The organism is Streptomyces collinus Tu 365 (genome assembly GCF_000444875.1).
Lineage (GTDB): Bacteria > Actinomycetota > Actinomycetes > Streptomycetales > Streptomycetaceae > Streptomyces > Streptomyces collinus_A.
The window spans coordinates 6,321,414-6,342,180 of record NC_021985.1 but is presented as its reverse complement, the minus strand read 5'-3'; the positions used below and the strand labels follow the sequence as shown (position 1 = coordinate 6,342,180).

Sequence of the window (20,767 nt, the reverse complement as noted above, 5' to 3'; positions counted from 1 at the left end):
CAGACATCCGGTCACGGGCCCGGGAATGCGGGATTTTTTCGAGCGGTTGAGGTTTCCGCGGAAGGGAGCGGGGGGAGGACGGCTTTACACCCCGCGATCACGCTCTGCACGTGCCGCAACACCATGCGGTACATCGCGGTCCGCTTCCGCAGAGCGGGCGCGGATGTCCGGCACCGTCGCCGCCCGGCCAGGGCTGCGCTGGGCACCCGCGCAAGACGTGATCGCCCCTTCCGAACGGCACACCCCCGTGCCACCCGACCCACGACCCAGGACGAGGGGGCGCAGCATGGACGCATTCACCGCAGGGCTTCTCCAGCGCATAAAGGCGACCGAGTCCGACCTGACCCGGGCTCGTGACGAGGGCGACGACTTCCTCGTCGAGGTGGAGCAGGCAGAGCTCGACGACCTGCGCCGCCTCGCCGCCGAACACGGTGTGGAAGTCGGCGCGTCACGCGTCTGACCGGCCAAGCGCACGAGCGGGGCCCCCGGCGAATCCAGCGCCGGGGGTCCCGCTTTTGGCGTGTGCCCCGGAACCGGTCAGTCGTGCCAGGCCCCGAAGTCCTCCAGCAGCCGCTGGAGGGGCTCGAAGACGCCGGGGGTGCCCGCCACCGTCAGGTCGCGTCCGGGGCGCTCTCCGGGCCGTCCACCGGTCAGGGCGCCCGCCTCCCGGGCGATCAGGTCGCCCGCCGCGACGTCCCAGGCGTGGAGTCCGCGCTCGTAGTAGCCGTCGAGCCGGCCGCAGGCCACGTCGCACAGGTCGACGGCGGCCGATCCGCTGCGCCGGATGTCGCGCAGCAGCGGGACGAGGCGGCCGGCGACCTCGGCCTGGTGGGCGCGGACCGCGGCGACGTAGTTGAAGCCGGTGGAGACCAGTGCCTGGTCCAGCGGGGGTGCGGGGCGGCAGGACAGAGCGCGCTCGCCCTCCCAGGCGCCGGTCGCGTGGGCGCCGCCGCCGCGTACCGCGTGGTACGTCTCGCCGCGCATCGGGGCCGCGACGACCCCGACGACGGTCTCGCCGTCGTGTTCGGCCGCGATGGACACCGCCCAGGTCGGCAGCCCGTACAGGTAGTTCACGGTGCCGTCGAGCGGGTCGATCACCCAGCGGACGCCGCTGGTGCCCGCCACGGAGGCGCCCTCCTCGCCGAGGAAGCCGTCGTCGGGGCGCCGCCCGGAGATCAGGTCGGTGATCAGCTTCTCGGCCGCGATGTCCATCTCGGTGACGACGTCGATGGGGCTCGACTTCGTCCGGGCCACCGCCAGGTCGGCGGGGCGGCCGTCGCGCAGCAGCTCACCGGCCCGGCCGGCGGCCTCCAGGGCCAGGTCGAGCAGTTCCCGGTGAAGGGCGGCGTCGGTCACGGGGCTCCTCACGCGTAGGGGCTGTCGGCGCCCGCGGCGGCGGGGCGGGGGGCACGGGCGGGGCAGCAGCCGACCGGGCAGAGGTCGTGGCTCGCGCCGAGGGCGCCCAGGGCGCAGCGGGCGACCTCCTGGCCGCGTTCCGCGCCGGCCCTCTCCAGGACGAGGTCGCGGACGGCGGCGGCGAACCGCGGGTCGGCGCCCACGGTGGCCGAGCGGCGCACGGGCAGGCCCAGCTCCTCCGCCTTGGCCCTGGCCTCGGTGTCGAGGTCGTAGAGGACCTCCATGTGGTCGGAGACGAAGCCGATCGGGGCCATGACGACGGCCGGGACACCGGCGGCGTGCCGCTCCTCCAGGTGGTCGCAGATGTCCGGCTCGAGCCAGGGGATGTGCGGGGCGCCGGAGCGGGACTGGTAGACGAGCTGCCAGGGGTGGTCGACGCCGGTGCGCTCGCGGACGGCGTCGGCGACCAGCCGGGCCACGTCCAGGTGCTGCGCGACGTAGGCGCCGCCGTCGCCGTGGGCCTCGGCCGGGCCGGAGGTGTCGGCCGCCGAGGTCGGGATGGAGTGGGTGGTGAAGGCGATGTGGGCGCCGTCGCGGACGTCCTCGGGGAGGTCCGCGAGCGAGCGCAGCACCCCGTCGACCATGGGCTCGACGAACCCGGGGTGGTTGAAGTAGTGCCGGAGCTTGTCGACCTTCGGCGGCTCCAGGCCCTCGGCCTCCAGGGCGGCCAGCGCGTCGGCGAGGTTCTCGCGGTACTGGCGGCAGCCCGAGTAGGAGGCGTAGGCGCTGGTGGCGAGCACCAGGACGCGGCGGTGGCCGTCGGCCGTCAGCTCGCGCAGGGTGTCCGTCAGGTACGGCGCCCAGTTGCGGTTGCCCCAGTAGACCGGCAGGTCGAGACCGTGCCCGGCGAAGTCCTCGCGCAGCGCGTCCAGCAGGGCGCGGTTCTGGTCGTTGATGGGGCTGACCCCGCCGAACAGGAAGTAGTGCTGTCCGACTTCCTTCAGGCGTTCCTTCGGGATGCCACGGCCGCGGGTGACGTTCTCCAGGAACGGGACCACGTCGTCGGGGCCCTCGGGTCCGCCGAAGGAGAGCAGGAGCAGGGCGTCGTAGGGGCTGGCATCGAGCGCGTCTGGCATGTCCTGATCCTCCCACCCGGCACCGACAGCGGGGACGCAGTGCGGTGGAGAGTCGGATTGCGGCCGGTTCGGCCGGGAATTTCCCGCCGTTCTCCCCGGTGCGTTTAGGGTCACCTAACTCGTAAGCTGTATCAGCCGCAATCGCGCCTTACCGATCCTCCCTCGGAGACCACGTGCCCAGCCCCTACCGCGCCCTGTTCGCCGAGCCCGGCACCAAGAGCTTCTCCGCAGCGGGCTTCCTCGGCCGTATGCCGCTGTCGATGATGGGCATCGGCGTGGTCACGATGGTCTCCCAGCTCACCGGGCGCTACGGCCTCGCGGGCGCGCTGTCGGCCACCATCGCCCTGTCCGCCGCCGTGATCGGCCCGCAGATCTCCCGGCTGGTCGACCGGCACGGGCAGCGCCGGGTGCTGCGCCCCGCGACCCTGGTGGCGCTCACGGCCGCGGCGGGGCTGCTGCTGGCCGCGCACTTCGAGTGGCCGGACTGGGTGCTGTTCGTGTGCGCCGCCGGCATCGGGTCCGTGCCGAGCCTGGGCGCGATGATCCGGGCCCGCTGGGCCGCCCTGTACCGGGGCACGCAGAAGCTGCACACCGCCTACTCGTTCGAGTCGGTGGTGGACGAGGCGTGCTTCATCTTCGGGCCGATCATCTCCATCGGCCTGTGCACGGCCTGGTTCCCGGAGGCGGGGCCCCTGCTGGCCGCCTGCTTCCTGGCCGCCGGTGTCTTCTGGCTGACCGCCCAGCGGGCCACCGAGCCGGAGCCGCACCCGCGCGAGCACCACGGCGGCGGCAGCGCGCTGCGCTCGGCGCCGCTCCAGGTGCTGGTGCTCACCTTCGTGGCGACCGGGACGATCTTCGGGTCCGTCGACGTGGTCACGGTGGCCTTCGCCGACGAGCGCGGCCACAAGGGCGCCGCGAGCGTCGTCCTCGCGCTGTACGCGGCCGGCTCCTGCCTGGCGGGCGCGGTCTTCGGGCTGATGCGGTTCGCCGGGGCGCCGGAACGCCGCTGGCTGCTGGGCGTGGCGGCGACGGCCGTGAGTATGATCCCCCTCCTACTGGTCGGAAACCTGCCGCTTCTGGCCGTGGCGCTGTTCGTTTCGGGGCTGTCCATCGCACCGACGATGATCACGACGATGTCCCTCATCGAAGAGCACGTACCTCGCGCGAAGCTCACCGAGGGCATGACCTGGGTGAGCACCGGCCTCGCGGTCGGCGTCGCGCTCGGCTCCTCAGCGGCCGGCTGGGTGATCGACGCAGCCGGCGCGCGGGCCGGGTACGGGGTTCCGGCCGTCTCCGGAGCCGTCGCGGTCACGGTCGGTTTCCTCGGGTTCCGCCGGCTGCGCAGGCCGGCCGCGGGGCGGGGAGGCACCGTTGAGCACCACAGTGAGCGCGAAGAACGGCACCTGGCGTAACTGGGGCGGCAACGTCACCGCCCGTCCCGTCCGTCAGGTCGAACCGGCCTCGGTGGCGGAACTGGCCGCCGCGGTGCGTGCGGCCGCCGAGGACGGCCTGAAGGTGAAGGCGGTCGGCACCGGGCACTCCTTCACCTCCATCGCCGCCACCGACGGCGTGCTGATCCGCCCGCGGCTGCTGGCCGGCATCCGCGGCATCGACCGGGACGCCATGACCGTGACGGTCGAGGCCGGCACCCCGCTCAAGAGGCTCAACACCGCGCTGGCGCGCGAGGGCCTGTCGCTCACCAACATGGGCGACATCATGGAGCAGACCGTCTCGGGCGCCGTCAGCACCGGCACGCACGGCACCGGCCGCGAGTCCGGCTCGATAGCCGCCCAGATCAGGGGACTCGAACTGGTCACGGCGGACGGCTCGGTGCTGACCTGCTCCGAAAAGGAGAACCCGGAGGTCTTCGCGGCCGCCCGGATCGGCCTGGGCGCGCTCGGCATCGTCACCGCGCTCACCTTCGCCGTCGAGCCCCTGTTCCTGCTCACCGCCCGCGAGGAGCCGATGCCCTTCGACCGGGTTCTGGCCGAGTTCGACCAACTGTGGGCCGAGAACGAGCACTTCGAGTTCTACTGGTTCCCGCACACCGGCAACACGAACACCAAGCGGAACAACCGCAGCGCCGGCCCGGAGCAGCCGGTGGGGCAGCTGGCCGGGTGGTTCGAGGACGAGTTCCTCTCCAACGGCGTCTTCCAGGTGGCCCAGTGGGTGGGGCGCGGGGCGCCCGCGGCCATTCCGGCCATCGCCCGGGTGTCCAGCAAGGCCCTGTCCGCGCGGACGTACACGGACATCCCCTACAAGGTGTTCACCTCGCCGCGCCGAGTGCGCTTCGTGGAGATGGAGTACGCCGTTCCGCGCGCGGCCCTGGCCGAGACGCTGCGCGAGCTGAAGACCATGGTCGACCGCTCCGGGCTGCGCGTCAGCTTCCCGGTGGAGGTGCGCACCGCCCCCGCCGACGACATCACCCTGTCCACCGCCTCCGGCCGGGACAGCGCGTACGTCGCCGTCCACATGTTCCGGGGGACGCCGTACCACGCCTACTTCACGGCGGCCGAGCGCATCTTCACGGCGCACGAGGGCCGGCCGCACTGGGGCAAGGTGCACACCCGGGACGCCGATTACCTCTCCCGGGTGTATCCGCGCTTCGGCGAGTTCACGGCACTGCGGGACCGGCTGGACCCGGAACGCCTGTTCCAGAACGACTACTTGCGGAGGGTCCTGGGGGCGTAGCGGCCGTGGACCCGCTGGGCGCGGGTGCCGGGTCGCCGCTCGGGCGCGGGCTCGCCGTCCCGGACGGCACGGAGGTCGCGCCCGGGTCCGTGCCGCCGCCCGCGGCGCCCGCCGAAGGTGCGCCGGACGGCGACGCGGCCGCCCCTGCGGTCCCCTCCGACAAGCCGGACCCTGAGGACCCGGACGAGCCGGAGGACCCGGAGGACGGGTCGGCGGCGGGGGCCGGGGGCCGTGTCGCGGATCCGGTCCCACCGGTCCTCGGGACGGACCGGCCGTGCTCGCCGACCGCGTCGCTGACCGTGGTGCCCCTGCCGCCGCTGAAGCTGCTGCCGGACACCAGCTCGTACGCCGTGATGCCGGCCATGGTGACCGAGAAGACGACGGCGGCCGCGACGACCGGGCGCCGCCAGGTCCGCGTCCGGGACCGGTACACGGTCCCCTCGCCGAACCCGTCGGGAGCGGGTGCGCCTTCCCGGCGGGGGCGGACGGGCGGCTTCGCCTCCCTCAGCTGTTCACCCGTACGACGGAAGAAATGCTGGAAGAGGGTGCCGCCGCAGCTGGCGACCACACTGACGACGCCGGCGCCGAGGATCGTGCCGTACACCCCGAAGTACGAGGCCAGTTTGGCCGCCACGACCGCCGCGAGGGCGCTGCCGGCGACCTGGGGGACGCTCAGGTCGATCCGCTTGCGACCCGCATCGGGCGTTTCACGCATACCCGGAACTTGCCTCCCTTTCTCATGCTTGAGCGACGTGATGGATCGTCTGCACGAGAAAGGGACGTGCGAACGAAACCATTAGTTCCGTTTCTGGGGATTGCGTGAAGTTCGCCACCTTCATGATCCGCGAAACCGGTTGCGGGCGGCCAAGTCACGTCCCTTGCGAGAAGTTGGACGGCGTGCCCATCCACGCACATGGTCCAAATGGAGTACTGTTGCGAGCCCTGGGTCCGGTCCCCCACCAGGGTGTCCGCGGCCTCGCAGGACCGCCGGGAGGGGGCTAGTTGCACAGAGTGACGGAGTTTGTCACTTAGCGTTGCGAACAGGTAACCGTGCCATAACGGCGATCCAGGGCCCGTGCCCGACACGCCGGGCAACTCGGCAAGGTTGTGGCAGGCTGCACCCGGGCAGGCCACACTCGACTAGCGGAAGCAGCGACGCACGTGACGTCGGCAGGCACCACCCGGGAGGTCCCCATGCCCGAACTGCGTGTCGTGGCCGTCTCGAATGACGGCACACGGCTGGTGCTGAAGGCTGCCGACGCAACGGAGTACACGCTTCCGATCGACGAGCGGCTGCGCGCCGCCGTGCGCGGCGACCGGCCCCGCCTCGGCCAGATCGAGATCGAGGTGGAGAGCCATCTCCGCCCCCGTGACATCCAGGCGCGTATACGAGCCGGTGCCACCGCGGAAGAGGTCGCCCAGCTCGCCGGCATCCCCGTCGACCGGGTACGGCGCTTCGAGGGTCCGGTGCTGGCCGAACGCGCCTTCATGGCCGAGCGCGCCCGCAAGACCCCGGTCCGCCGCCCCGGCGAGAACTCGGGCCCCCTGCTCGGCGAGGCCGTCCAGGAACGGCTGCTGCTGCGCGGCGCCGAGAAGGACACCGTGCAGTGGGACTCCTGGCGCCGCGACGACGGCACCTGGGAGGTCCTGCTCGTCTACCTGGTGGCCGGCGAACCGCACTCGGCGAGCTGGACGTACGACCCGCCCCGGCGGCTCGTCCAGGCCGTGGACGACGAGGCCCGCTCGCTGATCGGCGAGTCCGACGACCTCGCCGTTGCGGAGCCGAGCTTCCCGTTCGTGCCGCGCATCGCCCGGCTGCCGCGCGACCGTCCGCTGGACCGCACGCTCGACCGCGTCGACCGGGACCGCCCGAGTCTGCCGGCGCAGGCGTCCGAGCCCGCCGAGGAGAGCACGGGCGAACGCGACTCGCTGACCAGCCTGCTGGAGGCGGTGCCGAGCTTCCGGGGCGACCTGGTCGTACCGGAACGGCCCGTCGAGGTCACGGAGGAGCCCGTCGAGGAGCCCGAGGCGGAGGAGCCGCCGGCGCCCGCGGCCTCGGCCGGTTCGGCCTACGCGGACGTCCTCATGCCGCGCTCGGTCGGCAGCCACCGCGACCGGCTCATCGGGTCCACCGACCGGCAGGCCGAGGCCGACGGCGTCCGCCCCGGCCGCCGTGCGGCGGTCCCGAGCTGGGACGAGATCGTGTTCGGTACCCGACGCAAGAAGCAGGAGTAAACCGGACGTACGTCCGTATGAAGGGCTGACGGACCGGGTGAAGCGGGGGCACGCGCGCGTGTCCCCGCTTCGCCGTGTCTTCCCGTGCCTACTGCGGGTCGGGGCCCACGGCGACCGGACGGGCCGGGTCCGCCGACCACTCCGACCAGGAGCCCACGTAGAGCGCCGCCGGAACGCCCGCCACCGCGAGGGCCAGCACCTCGTGGGCGCCCGAGACGCCCGAGCCGCAGTAGACGCCCACCGGCGCGTCCCCGGACACGCCCAGGGCCTTGAAGCGGTCGCGCAGGTCGGCCGCGGGCAGGAACCGGCCGTCCGGGCCCACGTTCTCGGTCGTCGGCGCCGACACCGCGCCCGGGATGTGGCCGCCGACCGGGTCGATCGGCTCCACCTCACCGCGGTACCGCTCCCCCGCGCGCGCGTCGAGCAGCACGCCCGAGCGGGCCAGGGCGGCGGCCGCGTCCGCGTCCAGCAACCCGGCCGCGGCGGGCGCCGGTTCGAAGTCGCCCTCGGCCGGGGTGACCGGCTCCGTCGACAACTCACCCCGCCAGGACGGCAACCCGCCGTCGAGGACCCGCACGTCCGGGTGACCCGTCCAGCGCAGCAGCCACCACGCGCGCGCCGCCGCCCAGCCCTGCCCGCCGTCGTAGACGACGACCGGCCGGCCCGACGACACGCCCGCGCGCCGCATGGCCGCGCCGAACTCCGCGAGGTCCGGCAGGGGATGGCGGCCGTGCTCCCCGGCGGCGGAGGCCAGCTCCCGGTCCAGGTCGACGAAGACCGCGCCGGGAAGATGCCCGGCCGCGTACTCGGCCCGGCCGTCGAAGGCCGGGACGCCCGCCGCCTTCGCCGTGCTCAGCTGCCAGCGGACGTCCAGCAGGACCGGCGGGGCCTGTCCGGCCAGGTCCTCGGCGAGTTCGGTTGCGGTGATGATGGCTGTCATGAGGTCCATCCTTACGCCAGGGGTGGCCGCGGCGTCCAGGTACGGCTACTCTGCTCGGCCGGACAGGCTCGATCACCAGGCGTACGGGATCGGGCACACGCTGTACATCTGTCGAACACCCGTCGGCCATCGTCGTGAAGCGGCGAAAGACGGCCGATCGGGCATCCTTCCGAAGACGGCACCGGGCGATCGGCGCGGCCCGGCGAGCAGCACCTCGGGGGATGTGGGTACCGGCACGGGCGTGCACGCGCAGCGGCACGCACCGTCCGGGAGCGGATGCGACACGGCCACCGCGAGGGGCCGGGGAGAGAGTGATCGATGACCGAGGCACGGGAGTCGGCCGGTCCACGCGCGCGTCGCGCGCCCGGCACACCCTGCTGGGTGAGCCTGATGGTGCACGGGCTGGCCGCGACCGAGGAGTTCTACGGGGCCCTGTTCGGCTGGGAGTTCCGGCCCGGACCGCAGCAGCTCGGCCCGTACGTGCGGGCGCTGCTGGACGGTCAGGACGTGGCGGGCATCGGCCGGCTGACGCCGGACCAGCGGCTGCCGGTCGCCTGGACGCCCTACTTCGCCTCGGACGACGTGGACCGGACGGCCGACCAGGTACGGCTGTGCGGTGGCACGGTGGCGGTGGGACCGCTGGACGCGGCGGAGGCCGGGCGCATGGCCATCGCCTCCGACACCTCCGGCGCGGTGTTCGGCATCTGGCAGGGGGCGTCCCACCTCGGCGCGACGCTCAGCGGGGTGCCGGGCACGCCCGCCTGGAACGAGCTGCTCACCTTCGAGACCGAGAGCGTCGCCAAGTTCTACGAGACGGTGTTCGGGTACGAGGAGGAGCCGGTGGTGTCCCCCGGCTTCGACCATGTCGTCCTGGACCTCGGCGGCCGTCCGGTGGCCGGCCTGCACGGCGTGGGACACGCGCTGCCGCGCGACCGGGGCTCGCACTGGCTGACCTACTTCGAGGTCGCCGACGTCGACGAGACCCTGCGCCTGGTCGAGGAGCTGGGCGGCCGGGTGCTCGGCCCGGCCCACGACAGCGAGCACGGCCGGGTCGCCGCGGTCGCGGACCCGGAGGGTGCGGTGTTCTCGGTGATCGAGGACCCGCACTGACCGGCTGTCCGGGCCGCTTTCCCAGCCGCTCGCCGAACCGCTCACCGAGCCGCCCTCGGCCGGTCTCAGGCCGGGGGCACCGGCAGCACGTCCGGGGACAGGGCCGCCGCGCGGGACGTCGCGGCGGTCATCCGGCGGCGGTGGTGGCGGCGGCACAGGACCTCGTAGCCGATCTCGCCCGCGGCCTGGTTGACGTCGCCGACGACCACCTGGGCGCCCTCGACGACCATCTCCCCGCCGACCGTACGGGCGTTGTGCGTGGCCCGGGCGCCGCACCAGCACAGCGCCTCGACCTGGAGGACCTCGATGCGGTCGGCCAGCTCCACCAGCCGCTGGGAGCCGGGGAAGAGCTTGGAGCGGAAGTCGGTGGTGATCCCGAAGGCGTACACGTCCATGCCGAGGTCGTCCACCACGCGCGCGAGCTGGTCGATCTGCCCGGGTGCCAGGAACTGCGCCTCGTCCGCGATCACGTAGTCCGCGCGGCCGCCCTGGGACAGGTGGTCGACGATGTACGCGTACAGGTCCTGGCCGTCCTCGACCTCCACGGCGTCGGTGACCAGGCCGAGGCGGGAGGACAGCTTGCCCTCGCCGGCCCGGTCGTCCCGGGTGAAGATCATGCCGACGAGGCCGCGCGTGGAGCGGTTGTGCTCGATCTGCAGAGCCAGGGTCGACTTCCCGCAGTCCATCGTTCCGGAGAAGAACACCAGCTCGGGCATGAGGGGACGAACACCTTTCGGCGGGGGCGGGCAGGGGGTCTCAGGAGCGTACTTCGAGCAGCGGGACCAGCTGCTCCGCGGGGGTCATCGAGCCGTGGTTGCCGACCAGCGCCGACTCCTTGGGCTCCCGCTCGGAGGCGATGATCAGCACGTCGTCGTGGGCGGCCGCGATCACGTCGCCGAGGCGCGCGTACACCCGCTCGTCGATGTGCGGCCCGAACCAGCCGGCCTCGATCGCCTCGTCCCGAGAGGCCACCCAGAACTGCTCGCCCAGTACCTCGCGCCACACCGTCACGACGTCGTTCGCCGCGCCCGGGACCGCGTACACGTGCCGGGCCCGGCCCTCGCCGCCGAGCAGGGCGACGCCGGCGCGCAGCTCCCAGTCCTCGTCGAAGTCGATCCGGTGCTGTTCGTCGAACGGGACGTCGACCATGCCGTGGTCGGCGGTCACATAGAGCGCGCTGCGCGGCGGCAGCTGCTCGGCGAGGCGCTGGGCGAGCCGGTCGACGTACATGAGCTGACCGCGCCAGGTGTCGGAGGCGACGCCGTAGCGGTGCCCGGCGCCATCCAGTTCGGCGTAGTAGGTGTACACCAGGGAGCGCTCGCCGGCGGCGAGCTGCCCGGCCGCGAGGTCCATGCGCTCCTCCGCGGAGAGCCGTCCGTGGAAGGAGCCGCCGCTGAGCGCGACCTTGGTGAGCGGGGTGCGCTCGAAGGTGGGCGAGGACACCTGGGCGGCGTGCACGCCGGCGTCGTGGGCCAGCTGGAAGACCGTGGGGTACGGCTGCCAGGGGCGCGGTGGCGTCCAGGGCTGCCAGCGGAGCTGGTTCATCAGCTCGCCGGTGTCCGGGTTGCGCACGCTGTAGCCGGGCAGACCGTGGGCGCCCGGCGGCAGGCCGGTGCCGACGGAGGCCAGGGAGGTCGCGGTGGTGGCCGGGTAGCCGGCGGTGAGCGGGCGCCCGGTGCCGCCGCGCGAGCTGCCGAGCAGTGAGGTCAGGAAGGGCGCCTCGTCGGGGTGCGCCCTGAGCTGCTCCCAGCCGAGGCCGTCGACCAGGAAGACGCAGACCCGGTCGGCGGGGGTCAGTTCCGTGATCGTGGCGGTCGTGCCGGGGACGCCGAGGCCGGCGGCCAGCGTCGGCAGCAGGTCGGCGAGCGAGCCGCTGCCGTACTCGGGCAGCGGAGCGGTGTCCAGGGCGAGCGGTTCCGGGTGGTCCCAGGGGGAGGGCTGGGCCATCAGCGCGTGGTGTCCGCGGTCGCCTCGGAGATGGACTGCGCGAAGGCGAGCGCCTGGCGCACCGTCTCCGGACCGTCCCCGGCCTCGCTGACCCGCAGGCTGAGGTCGTCCGCCGTGGAACTGCCGGTGTAGCCGTGGTCGGCCTCGCAGTTGGGGTCGCCACAGGCGGCGGGCTCCAGGTCGATGCGGCTGACCGCGCCCCAGCCGATGGTCAGGACGACCTCGCGGGGCAGGGTGCCCGGCGTGTACTGCTCGGGGTTGGCGACCACCCTGCTGACCACGACCGACGAGATCCGGCCGAGCTTGACGGACTCCGTGGACGTCGTGGCGTACGGCGTCGGGGAGGTGGTGTCGGCGGCCTGCTCGTCGGTGTGGCTGACGATGAAGCGGTTGCCGGTGAGGACCAGGACGGTCACATGCCGGCGGACCTCGTTCTGGTCGAACGTGGTCTCCTGGTGGACCAGGTACGACCGGATGGGCTCGCCGCCCACGGCGGCCTCCACCGCCTCGGCCACGAGGGCCGGGTAGTAGCCGCTGCGCTCGATCGCCGCGCGCAGCCCCTGGGTCGTCGTACTGGTCTTGGCCATGGCGTCCATCCTAATCCGTGGGCAAGGGCGGTCCGGGCCAGTCGTGGGCACCCGGGGCGGCCCGCTCGCCCGCACGCCGGCGCCCCGGGACGGGCGCCGGGCCGCCCTGCGGACGGCGATCACCCATGTGGTTCCCCCCTGGACCGGTCAGTACGCCGGCATCGTGCGCGGGCCGAGGTCGTCGCGGGCGGGTGGGGGCGCGAGCCGGACGGTGGCGCCGAGGACGCTCGCCCCGTGCGGGGCGACGACGACCGGTTCCAGGGTGACCGCGACGACCTCCGGGTGGTCGTCGACCAGCCGGGAGAGCCGCAGCAGCAGTTCCTCGAGGGCGGGGGTGTCCACCGGGGTGGAGCCGCGCCAGCCGAACAGCAGCGGTGCCGTGCGGATCGAGCGCACCAGCGAGGTCGCCTCGCGGTCGGTGACCGGGACCAGCCGGTGGGCCATGTCACCGAGGAGCTGCGAGGCGGCACCGGCGAGCCCGAAGGACAGCACGGCGCCGGCCGCCGGGTCGATCACGGCGCGTACGACGGTGTCGACCCCGCGCGGCGCCATGCCCTGCACCACCGGGCGCAGCTCCTCGGGCTTGCCGAACAGTTCGGTCAACTCGGCGTAGGCGCGGCGCAGTTGGTCCTCGTCGGCGAGGTCGAGGCGGACGCCGCCCAGGTCGGCGCGGTGCCTGAGGTGCGGGGCGGTGGCCTTGAGGGCGACCGGGTAGCCGAGGGCGCGGGCGGCCTCGGCGGCCTCGTCCGGGGACGGCGCGGGCAGCGCCCGGCGGACCCGGATGCCGTAGGCGGCGAGCAGCGCGCAGGTCTCCTCCTGCCCGATGGTGAGTCCCTGGCCGCGCTGCAGCAGGGCGTCGATCAGCCGGGCGGCGCCCTTCTCGTCGATGTCGTCGTACTCAGGGACCCGGCCGGGGTCGGCGGCCTCGCGCCGCCACTGTCCGTACCGGACGGCCTCGGCCAGGGCGCGGACCGCGCGTTCGGCGGCGGGGTAGGCGGGGATCAGGTGCGTGCCGTCGGGGGGTGTCGCCGGCAGGGCGGTGGGCGGCCGGTCCGCGGGGTCCGGGGTCTTCGCCTGCCGGTCGGCGGGGTCCGGGGCCTCCGTCTGGCGGTCGGCGGCCTGGGGGGCGGTGCTCGCCGCGGCCGAGAGTGCCTCGGCGAGCCCGCCGAGTTCGACGTGGACCACCAGCACCGGTTTGCCGGGCACCGCGGCGGCCGCCGACCGCAGGGCCTCGGCCAGCTCGGCGTCGCCCGGCGCTCCCTCGCCGATCGCGGGGATCACCGTGACGACGACGGCGTCGTGGGTGTCGTCGGCCAGGGCCTGCCCGAGCGCGCGGCGGAAGTCCTCCGCCGTGGCCGCCGTGGTCAGGTCCACCGGGCGGGCCGGGCGCAGCCCCTCCGCCAGACAGCGGTCGTAGGTGAGGACGCCCAGCGACTCGGAGTTGCCGAGGATCGCCACGCGCGGGCCTGCGGGCAGCGGCTGGCGGGCGAGGAGCAGGCCCGCGTCGACCAGCTCGGTGATCGTGTCGACCCGGATCACCCCGGCCTGCCGCAGCAGCGCGGAGACGGTGTCGTGCTCCAGCCGGGTGGCCCGGACCGCGTGGCCCAGCGGCGCGGTGCCGGTGCCCTGCACCACGACCAGCGGCTTCGCCGCCGCGGTGCGCCGGGCGAGGCGGGTGAACTTGCGCGGGTTGCCGATGGACTCCAGGTACATGAGGGCGACGTCGGTGTCGGGGTCGTCGTACCAGTACTGCAGGACGTCGTTGCCCGAGACGTCGGCGCGGTTGCCCGCGGACACGAAGGTGGAGACGCCGGTGACGCCGGTGACCCCGCCGCCGCGCCGGTGCAGCCGGGACAGCAGGGCGATGCCGATGGCCCCGGACTGCGCGAACATGCCGATGCGGCCCGGCCGGGGCATCTCGGGTGCGAGCGAGGCGTTCAGCCGCACCGCGGGCGCGGTGTTGATGACGCCGAAGGCGTTGGGGCCGATGATCCGCATGCCGTACGCGCGGGCCAGCCGGACCAGGGCCCGCTGGCGCTCCCGCCCCTCGGGCCCGCTCTCGGCGTACCCGGCCGAGAGCACCACGAGACCCTGGACGCCGTGTTCGCCGCACTCGGCGACCACGGCGGGCACCTGGTCGGCGGGGACGGCGACGACGGCCAGGTCCACGGGGCCGTCGATGTCCCGCACCGAGCGGCGGGCCGGCACGCCGTCGACCTCCTCCAGGTCCTCGGGGAACGCCTTGTTCACGGCGTAGAGACGGCCGGGGTGACCGGCGTCCCGGATGTTGCCGAGGACGCTGCGGCCCACTCCCCCGGGCGCGCGGCCGACGCCGACGACCGCCACCGAGCCGGGAGCCAGCAGCCGCCGTACCGAGCGCGCCTCGGCGCGCTGCTCCCGCGCGCGCTGCACGGCGACCGAGCGGTCGGTGGGTTCGAGGTCGAACTCCAGGCGTACGACGCCGTCCTCGAAACTGCGCTTCTGGGTGTAGCCGGCGTCCGTGAACACTTTGATCATCTTGGTGTTGGCGGGCAGCACCTCGGCGGCGAAGCGGCGGATGCCGCGCTCACGCGCGACGGCCGCGACGTGCTCCAGGAGGGCGGAGGCGACGCCGCGGCCCTGGTGGGCGTCCTGGACCAGGAAGGCGACCTCGGCCTCGTCGGCGGGCGAAGAGGCGGGCATGCCGTTCGCGTTGATCCGGTCGTAGCGTACGGTGGCGATGAACTCGCCGCCGATGGTGGCCGCGAGTCCCACCCGGTCCACGAAGTCGTGGTGGGTGAAGCGTTGGACGTCCTTGGCGGACAGTCGCGGGTAGGGCGCGAAGAAGCGGTAGTACTTCGACTCGTCCGAGACCTGCTCGTAGAAGCTGACCAGGCGGTCGGCGTCGTCGATGGTGATGGGCCGGATGCGCGCGGTGCCCCCGTCGCGCAGCACCACGTCCGCCTCCCAGTGGGCGGGGTACTCGTGCCGGTCCTGCCGGTCCGCCGGGCTCTGCATGGGCCCCAGAGTACGGCTCGCGTCCGACAACGGCGCGAGGCAGTCTGTGGAGGACGGCCGCCGGACCGAGGCCGCGGTCCGGGGACACACCGGAGCGGGACACAGGACCGCTCCGGGCACGCTTCGCGATATGGGAAACTGGTCTAGACAACCCTGAAACAGTGAAGGGCAGCAACACATGGCTGAGCGCCGCGTCAACGTCGGCTGGGCCGAGGGCCTCCACGCCCGCCCCGCTTCCATCTTCGTCCGAGCCGCCACGGCCACAGGCGTCCCGGTGACGATCGCCAAGGCCGGGGGCAACCCCGTCAACGCGGCCTCCATGCTGGCTGTCCTGGGCCTGGGCGCCCAGGGCGGCGAGGAGATCGTCCTCGCCTCCGAGGCCGAGGGCGCGGACGCCGCCCTCGACCGGCTGGCGAAGCTGGTCGCCGAGGGCCTCGAGGAACTTCCCGAGACCGTCTGAGCCGTGATCCGCGAAAGCCGCGTCGTCCCGTGCGGGCGACGCGGCTTTCGCGTTCGCCGATTCGCCGCGCGGCACGAAGAACACAGGGGATCGAGCGCGCCGTCCATTCATGGCGCGCACCATTGATACGCACCACTGATAGGACGGCGAGAATTCCTCCGCCGAATACCCGCGCGGAAGCCCCGCACCGGATGCGCCGAATCTGCGCACAGAATCCGGCTGCCGAATATGCCCTCTCTTTGTATACGGCGCCCGTGTTAATACCGCAGGCTCGGTGTGTTGACGGCATGTTGCGAGTTCCTCACACGCTCCGCGCGGGGGCCGCCCGGGGCGAGCCGCAGCCGGTGCGCGGGCGCCGCGCGTTCGGTGTGCAGGGCCGTGACCGCCCGCGCGCGCTCGCCGTCACCGCGGGCGACGGCGTCCACGATGGCGCCGTGCTCGGCCCAGGTCTCCTCCGGACGGGGCGACGCCTCGACCGCGTACATCCAGGCGATCTTGTGCCTGAGCTGGGTCAGCGTTGCGGTCAGCGCCTGGCTGCCCGCGGCCTGCGCGAGCGTCTCGTGGAACCAGCCGCCGAGCGAGCGCAGGTCCTCGCTGGTGCCCCGCCTGGCCCGCTCCTGGCCCAGCCGGACCAGGCCGCGCAGCACCTTGAGATGGGCCTCGGTGCGCCGCTGGGCGGCCCGGGCCGCGCCGAGCGGCTCCAGCAGCAGGCGCATCTCCAGCAGATCGGCGGCCTCCTGCTCGGTCGGCTCGGCCACGCAGGCGCCGGCGTGCCTGCGGGTCACCACGAAGCCCTCCGCCTCCAGGGTGCGCAGGGCCTCGCGGACGGGGACGCGCGAGACGCCGTAGCGGCGGGCGAGGACTTCCTCGGTGAGGCGGCTGCCGCGTTCGTGGACACCGGCAACGATGTCGTCCCGGATCGCCGTGCACACCGAGTGCGCCGGAATACGCATGACCGACCTCCGCCTCGATCCCCGTGACACGCCGACGAAGGACGTGCCTTTCCGTGACTCTATTGCAATGAGCCGGAATTTCCGACGGCAGGCCGGAATCCATGGATATTTTTTGGACAGCGGATGCGGTCGGGGGCGGGAAAACAGCGAAAGCCCCGGCGTGTGGGCCGGGGCTTTCGGAAATGCCGTGCGACGGGACGCCGCCTTGAGCGGCGCCGTCGAGCGGACGCCGCGCGCGGGACGGCGTCAGACGTTCACGCCGTGCTTGCGCAGGTAGGCGACCGGGTCGACGTCCGAGCCGTACTCGGGGGTGGTGCGGGCCTCGAAGTGCAGGTGCGGCCCGGTCACGTTGCCGGTGGCGCCGGACAGGCCGATCTGCTGGCCCGGGACGACCTTCTGGCCCACGCTGACACCGATGGACGACAGGTGGCCGTACTGGGTGTACATGCCGTCGGCCATCCGGATCACGATCTGGTTGCCGTACGCGCCGCCCCAGCCGGTGGAGACGACCGTGCCGGAGCCGACCGCGTGGACGGACGTGCCGCTGGCCGCGTGGAAGTCGATGCCGGTGTGGGAGCCGGAGGACCACAGCGAGCTGCTGGCCTGGTAGCCCGTGGAGACGTACGAGCCGGTGATCGGGATGACGAACGCGTTCAGGCGCTTGCGCTCGGCCTCGCGGGCGGCGCGGGCCTTGGCCGCGCGTTCCTTGGCGGCCCGCTCGGCGGCGGCCCTGGCCGCGGCCTCCTCGGCCGCCTTCTGGTCGGCCGCCTGCTTCTGCGCGGCGGCCTGCTCGTCGATCTGCGCGGCGACGTCGTCGCTCACGGTGATCACCGGGGTGAGTCCGGTCTGCTCGACGGGGTTCTCGGCGGCCGACGCCGGGCCGGCCGCGAGGGTGCCGATGACACCGGTGGTGGTGAGGGCGGCGATACCGGCCGCCTGAGCCGTGGTGCGCTTGACCCTGCCGGGCCTGCGGTGCTTCCCGGTGGCGCACATGAACGCCATGAAGTGGCTGGTCCTTTCCTTCCTTCTCGCCTACCGGGTTAGCTGACGGGTTCGGAGCAGGAAGGTCTCCTACGGACCCCCTCGCTCACGCGCGGGCGTCCGATTCACCCCAGGGACTGCGTTGGGTCCCCGGCTCCCCTGGCTCGCGCCGTGGGGGGACTCGGCGATGACTGTCCGGTGCCGCGGGCGCGGCGCAGTACCTGACGGACAGCCGGGAAGACGCTACGGCGGGCGACTTTCGATTCCCAAACGGATCGGGGTTTTTGTAGCGCATCCCACAGGCCAGACGGGCCTCCTCCGCCCCAATCCGGACATCCGGGCCGCGCTCCGGCGGGGCGGCGACGGCAAGGGCCCTGACGACCCGTCGGTCGCCAGGGCCCCACGCGCGCGTGGCGCGGCTTCGCCCGCCGCCGCTACTCCGCGGTGACGACGGTGACTTCGCCGATGCCGAGCGCCTCGACGGGTGCCTTGATCTCGGCCGCGTCACCGACGAGCACGGTCACCAGGCGGTCCACCGGGAAGGCGTTGATGACCGCGGCCGTGGCCTCAACGGTGCCGGTGGCGGCGAGCTGCTGATAGAGCGTCGCCTGGAAGTCGTCCGGCAGGTGCTGCTCGACCTGGTCCGCGAGCGTGCTCGCGACGGCCGCCGCCGTCTCGTACTTGAGCGGTGCCACCCCGACGAGGTTCTGCACGGCGACGTCGCGCTCGGCGTCCGTCAGTCCCTCCGCCGCGAGCGTGCGCAGCACCTTCCACAGGTCCTCCAGCGCGGGACCGGTGTTCGGCGTGTCCACGGAGCCGCTGATGGCGAGCATGGCGGCACCGGTGCCCTCCGGCGTGGACCGCAGGACCTGACCGAAGGAGCGCACGCCGTACGTGTAGCCCTTCTCCTCGCGCAGGACGCGGTCCAGGCGGGAGGTGAGGGTGCCGCCGAGGCAGTACGTGCCGAGCACCTGGGCGGGCCACACGCGGTCGTGCCGGTCGGGGCCGATCCGGCCGATCAGGAGCTGCGTCTGGACGGCGCCGGGCCGGTCGACGATGACGACGCGGCCGGTGTCGTCCGCGGTCACCGGCGGCACGGGCCGCGGCTGCCCGGGGGTACCGGACCAGGCGCCGAGGGTGTCGCCGAGCAGTTCGTCCAGGTCGGTGCCGGTGAGGTCACCGACCACCACCACGGTCGCCGTGGCGGGTCGGACGTGCCGGTCGTAGAAGGCGCGCACGGCCGCCGCGTCGATCTTCTCGACCGTGTCCTCCGTGCCCTGGCGGGGGCGCGACATGCGCGAGGCCGCCGGGAACAGCTGCCGGGAAAGCTCCTTCGCGGCCCGCCGGGAGGGGTTGGCCAGCTCGTGCGGGATCTCGTCCAGGCGGTTGCGGACCAGCCGCTCGACCTCGCTCTCGGCGAAGGCGGGCGCGCGCAGGGCGTCGGCGAGCAGGCCGAGGCCCTTGGCCAGGCGGGAGGCCGGGACCTCCAGGCTGATGCGGACGCCGGGGTGGTCGGCGTGCGCGTCCAGCGTGGCGCCGGCCCGCTCCAGCTCGGCGGCGAACTCCTCGGCCGAGTGCTGGTCGGTGCCCTCCGAGAAGGCGCGCGCCATGATCGTGGCGACGCCGTCGAGGCCGCTCGGCTCGGCGTCCAGGGGCGCGTCGAGCATGACCTCGACCGCGACGACCTGCTGGCCGGGGCGGTGGCAGCGCAGCACCGTCAGGCCGTTGTCCAGCGTGGTGCGCTCGGGGGCCGGGAACGCCCACGGCCTGGCCTCGCCCGGCTGCGGCTGGGGGTGGAAGTCCATGGTGGCGAGCTCGGTCACTTGGCCGTCTCCTCGTTGTCGTTGCCGGCCTCTACGGTGGCCTCCGATTCCGGGTCCCCGGGGACGTCGGCGTCCTCGACGGTCTCGGGGGACTTCGGCTCGTAGACGAGCACCGCGCGGTTGTCGGGCCGCAGGCGCGCCTTGGCGACCTCCTTGACCTCCTCGGGGGTCACCTCCAGGACGCGCTTGACGGCGGTGAGGGCGAGCTGCGGGTCCCCGAACAGGACCGCGTAGCGGCACAGTTCGTCGGCGCGGCCGGCCACGGTGCCGAGCCGGTCCAGCCACTCGCGCTCCAGCTGGGCCTGGGCGCGCTCCATCTCCTCGGGCGTGGGGCCCTCCTCGGCGAAGCGGGCCAGCTCCTCGTCGATCGCGGTCTCGATGACCGGCACCTCGACGTCACCGGAGGTCTTCACGTCCAGCCAGCCGAGCGAGGGCGCGCCGGCCAGGCGCAGCAGGCCGAAGCCGGCCGCGACCGCCGTGCGGTCGCGGCGCACGAGCCGGTTGTACAGGCGGGAGGACTCGCCGCCGCCCAGGATCGTCAGCGCCACGTCGGCCGCGTCCGCGTCGCGGGTGCCGTCGTGCGGAAGCCGGTAGGCGGCCATCAGGGCGCGCGCCGGGACCTCCTCCACGACGACCTCGCGCACCTGCTCCCCGATGACCTGCGGCAGGGAGCCGTCGCGGGGCTCGGGCTTGCCGTCGTGGGAGGCGATGGAGCCGAAGTACTTCTCCACCCAGGCCAGCGTCTGCTGCGGGTCGATGTCGCCGACCACGGAGAGCACCGCGTTGTTGGGCGCGTAGTAGGTGCGGAAGAACGCGCGCGCGTCCTCCAGGGTGGCCGCGTCCAGGTCCGCCATCGAGCCGATCGGCGTGTGGTGGTACGGGTGGCCCTCCGGGTAGGCGAGGGCGGTCAGCTTCTCGAAGGCGGTGCCGTAGGGCACGTTGTCGTAGCGCTGGCGGCGCTCGTTCTTGACGACGTCCCGCTGGTTCTCCATGGACTCGTCGTCCAGGGCCGCGAGCAGGGAGCCCATGCGGTCGGCCTCCAGCCAGAGGGCGAGCTCCAGCTGGTGGGCGGGCATCGTCTCGAAGTAGTTGGTGCGCTCGAAGCTGGTGGTGCCGTTCAGCGAGCCGCCCGCGCCCTGCACCAGCTCGAAGTGGCCGTTGCCCGTGACCTGCGCCGAGCCCTGGAACATCAGGTGCTCGAAAAGGTGAGCCAGGCCGGTGCGTCCCTTGACTTCGTGGCGGGAGCCGACGTCGTACCAGAGGCAGACCGCCGCCACCGGGGTCAGGTGGTCCTCGGAGAGCACCACGCGCAGACCGTTGGCCAGCCGGTGCTCGGTCGCTGTCAGGCCCCCGGAGCCTGCCTCGGCCGTGGTCGTGTGACCCATGGGCATGTACGTCCCTTCGCGAGCGGAGGCGGTCGTCGAAACCGCGGTCTTCCTGCCGTTCCTGCCACTGTATGCAAAGCGTGCGGGGCCCCGGCGAAGTTCCCGCGGGACGTACGCCCACAGCGGATCGCGTAGCCTGCCTCGGACCGTCGCCCGGGAACCCGCC

18 protein-coding genes and 1 riboswitch are annotated in these 20,767 nt (G+C 73.4%); of the genes, 6 read left to right on the top strand and 12 right to left on the bottom strand.

Going from position 1 to position 20,767, the window contains the following annotated elements:
• Positions 1-286: 286 nt before the first annotated feature.
• A complete protein-coding gene (locus B446_RS39770) occupies positions 287-460 on the top strand; it encodes a hypothetical protein (RefSeq protein WP_020942705.1) in 174 nt (57 codons plus the stop codon).
• 77 nt (positions 461-537) lie between these two features.
• Here B446_RS39770 and B446_RS27550 read toward each other — a convergent pair whose 3' ends face one another.
• Complete coding sequence (locus B446_RS27550; protein ID WP_020942704.1) at positions 538-1,356, bottom strand: inositol monophosphatase family protein; 819 nt, start codon at positions 1,354-1,356, stop codon at positions 538-540.
• Positions 1,357-1,364: 8 nt separating this feature from the next.
• On the bottom strand, positions 1,365-2,492 hold the full coding sequence (locus B446_RS27545; RefSeq protein ID WP_020942703.1) for a ferrochelatase: 1,128 nt from the start codon (positions 2,490-2,492) through the stop codon (positions 1,365-1,367).
• Between the two features lie 173 nt (positions 2,493-2,665).
• Between B446_RS27545 and B446_RS27540 the strand changes: the two genes are divergently transcribed.
• On the top strand, positions 2,666-3,904 hold the full coding sequence (locus B446_RS27540) for an MFS transporter (RefSeq protein WP_020942702.1): 1,239 nt from the start codon (positions 2,666-2,668) through the stop codon (positions 3,902-3,904).
• A complete protein-coding gene (locus B446_RS27535; protein WP_043476542.1) occupies positions 3,864-5,183 on the top strand; it encodes a D-arabinono-1,4-lactone oxidase in 1,320 nt (439 codons plus the stop codon). Before B446_RS27540 ends, B446_RS27535 begins: the two co-directional genes overlap by 41 nt.
• On the opposite strand, the gene B446_RS37465 is transcribed toward B446_RS27535, so the two are convergent.
• Positions 5,107-5,898 carry a hypothetical protein gene (locus B446_RS37465; protein WP_020942700.1) on the bottom strand — a complete coding sequence of 264 codons (792 nt, stop codon included), beginning with the start codon at positions 5,896-5,898 and terminating at the stop codon, positions 5,107-5,109. The two genes, B446_RS27535 and B446_RS37465, sit on opposite strands and share 77 nt — an antisense overlap.
• A gap of 479 nt (positions 5,899-6,377) precedes the next feature.
• Here B446_RS37465 and sepH point away from each other — a divergent pair, with 479 nt between their 5' ends.
• Positions 6,378-7,418, top strand: coding sequence for a septation protein SepH (gene sepH, locus B446_RS27525; RefSeq protein WP_020942699.1), 1,041 nt, complete (start codon positions 6,378-6,380; stop codon positions 7,416-7,418).
• A gap of 88 nt (positions 7,419-7,506) precedes the next feature.
• Here sepH and B446_RS27520 read toward each other — a convergent pair whose 3' ends face one another.
• Positions 7,507-8,358, bottom strand: coding sequence for a sulfurtransferase (locus B446_RS27520; RefSeq protein ID WP_020942698.1), 852 nt, complete (start codon positions 8,356-8,358; stop codon positions 7,507-7,509).
• 318 nt (positions 8,359-8,676) lie between these two features.
• Between B446_RS27520 and B446_RS27515 the strand changes: the two genes are divergently transcribed.
• Entirely contained in the window at positions 8,677-9,468 is a 792-nt protein-coding gene (locus tag B446_RS27515) for a VOC family protein (RefSeq protein ID WP_020942697.1), read from the top strand.
• A 65-nt stretch (positions 9,469-9,533) separates the two neighbouring features.
• Here the strand turns inward: B446_RS27515 and B446_RS27510 are convergent, their stop codons facing one another.
• The 4 genes from B446_RS27510 to B446_RS27495 all read right to left on the bottom strand — a co-directional run bounded on the left by B446_RS27510 (position 9,534) and on the right by B446_RS27495 (position 14,999).
• Positions 9,534-10,184, bottom strand: a complete 651-nt coding sequence (locus tag B446_RS27510) for a thymidine kinase (protein WP_020942696.1) — start codon at positions 10,182-10,184, stop codon at positions 9,534-9,536.
• 40 nt (positions 10,185-10,224) lie between these two features.
• Positions 10,225-11,415 (bottom strand): alkaline phosphatase family protein, encoded by a 1,191-nt coding sequence (locus B446_RS27505; protein ID WP_020942695.1) that lies wholly within the window; start codon positions 11,413-11,415, stop codon positions 10,225-10,227.
• On the bottom strand, positions 11,415-12,002 hold the full coding sequence (locus B446_RS27500; protein ID WP_193384504.1) for a DUF5998 family protein: 588 nt from the start codon (positions 12,000-12,002) through the stop codon (positions 11,415-11,417). Before B446_RS27500 ends, B446_RS27505 begins: the two co-directional genes overlap by 1 nt.
• Before the next feature lie 147 nt (positions 12,003-12,149).
• Complete coding sequence (locus B446_RS27495) at positions 12,150-14,999, bottom strand: bifunctional GNAT family N-acetyltransferase/acetate--CoA ligase family protein (protein WP_020942693.1); 2,850 nt, start codon at positions 14,997-14,999, stop codon at positions 12,150-12,152.
• A gap of 178 nt (positions 15,000-15,177) precedes the next feature.
• On the opposite strand from B446_RS27495, the gene B446_RS27490 reads away from it, so the two are divergent.
• Complete coding sequence (locus tag B446_RS27490) at positions 15,178-15,459, top strand: HPr family phosphocarrier protein (protein WP_020942692.1); 282 nt, start codon at positions 15,178-15,180, stop codon at positions 15,457-15,459.
• 257 nt (positions 15,460-15,716) lie between these two features.
• Here the strand turns inward: B446_RS27490 and B446_RS27485 are convergent, their stop codons facing one another.
• The 4 genes from B446_RS27485 to B446_RS27470 all read right to left on the bottom strand — a co-directional run bounded on the left by B446_RS27485 (position 15,717) and on the right by B446_RS27470 (position 20,607).
• Positions 15,717-16,412, bottom strand: coding sequence for a GntR family transcriptional regulator (locus B446_RS27485; RefSeq protein ID WP_020942691.1), 696 nt, complete (start codon positions 16,410-16,412; stop codon positions 15,717-15,719).
• A gap of 246 nt (positions 16,413-16,658) precedes the next feature.
• On the bottom strand, positions 16,659-17,414 hold the full coding sequence (locus B446_RS27480; protein WP_020942690.1) for a M23 family metallopeptidase: 756 nt from the start codon (positions 17,412-17,414) through the stop codon (positions 16,659-16,661).
• A gap of 13 nt (positions 17,415-17,427) precedes the next feature.
• Positions 17,428-17,590: riboswitch (cyclic di-AMP (ydaO/yuaA leader) on the bottom strand.
• Between the two features lie 237 nt (positions 17,591-17,827).
• Positions 17,828-19,216 carry a M16 family metallopeptidase gene (locus B446_RS27475; RefSeq protein WP_020942689.1) on the bottom strand — a complete coding sequence of 463 codons (1,389 nt, stop codon included), beginning with the start codon at positions 19,214-19,216 and terminating at the stop codon, positions 17,828-17,830.
• Positions 19,213-20,607: a M16 family metallopeptidase gene (locus tag B446_RS27470; protein ID WP_043476537.1), complete on the bottom strand. Its 1,395-nt coding sequence runs from the start codon at positions 20,605-20,607 to the stop codon at positions 19,213-19,215. The genes B446_RS27475 and B446_RS27470 overlap by 4 nt, the downstream gene beginning before the upstream one ends.
• Positions 20,608-20,767: the final 160 nt, after the last annotated feature.

Excerpts from the sequence above, each read along its gene's own strand:
- B446_RS27500 (WP_193384504.1), bottom strand. The coding sequence starts at position 12,002 with ATGGCCAAGACCAGTACGACGACCCAGGGGCTGCGCGCGGCGATCGAG.
- B446_RS39770 (WP_020942705.1), top strand. The coding sequence starts at position 287 with ATGGACGCATTCACCGCAGGGCTTCTCCAGCGCATAAAGGCGACCGAG.
- sepH (WP_020942699.1), top strand. The coding sequence starts at position 6,378 with ATGCCCGAACTGCGTGTCGTGGCCGTCTCGAATGACGGCACACGGCTG.
- B446_RS27495 (WP_020942693.1), bottom strand. The coding sequence starts at position 14,999 with ATGCAGAGCCCGGCGGACCGGCAGGACCGGCACGAGTACCCCGCCCAC.
- B446_RS27505 (WP_020942695.1), bottom strand. The coding sequence starts at position 11,415 with ATGGCCCAGCCCTCCCCCTGGGACCACCCGGAACCGCTCGCCCTGGAC.
- B446_RS27510 (WP_020942696.1), bottom strand. The coding sequence starts at position 10,184 with ATGCCCGAGCTGGTGTTCTTCTCCGGAACGATGGACTGCGGGAAGTCG.
- B446_RS27515 (WP_020942697.1), top strand. The coding sequence starts at position 8,677 with ATGACCGAGGCACGGGAGTCGGCCGGTCCACGCGCGCGTCGCGCGCCC.
- B446_RS27520 (WP_020942698.1), bottom strand. The coding sequence starts at position 8,358 with ATGACAGCCATCATCACCGCAACCGAACTCGCCGAGGACCTGGCCGGA.
- B446_RS37465 (WP_020942700.1), bottom strand. The coding sequence starts at position 5,898 with ATGCGTGAAACGCCCGATGCGGGTCGCAAGCGGATCGACCTGAGCGTC.
- B446_RS27545 (WP_020942703.1), bottom strand. The coding sequence starts at position 2,492 with ATGCCAGACGCGCTCGATGCCAGCCCCTACGACGCCCTGCTCCTGCTC.
- B446_RS27490 (WP_020942692.1), top strand. The coding sequence starts at position 15,178 with ATGGCTGAGCGCCGCGTCAACGTCGGCTGGGCCGAGGGCCTCCACGCC.
- B446_RS27480 (WP_020942690.1), bottom strand. The coding sequence starts at position 17,414 with ATGGCGTTCATGTGCGCCACCGGGAAGCACCGCAGGCCCGGCAGGGTC.
- B446_RS27470 (WP_043476537.1), bottom strand. The coding sequence starts at position 20,607 with ATGCCCATGGGTCACACGACCACGGCCGAGGCAGGCTCCGGGGGCCTG.
- B446_RS27485 (WP_020942691.1), bottom strand. The coding sequence starts at position 16,412 with ATGCGTATTCCGGCGCACTCGGTGTGCACGGCGATCCGGGACGACATC.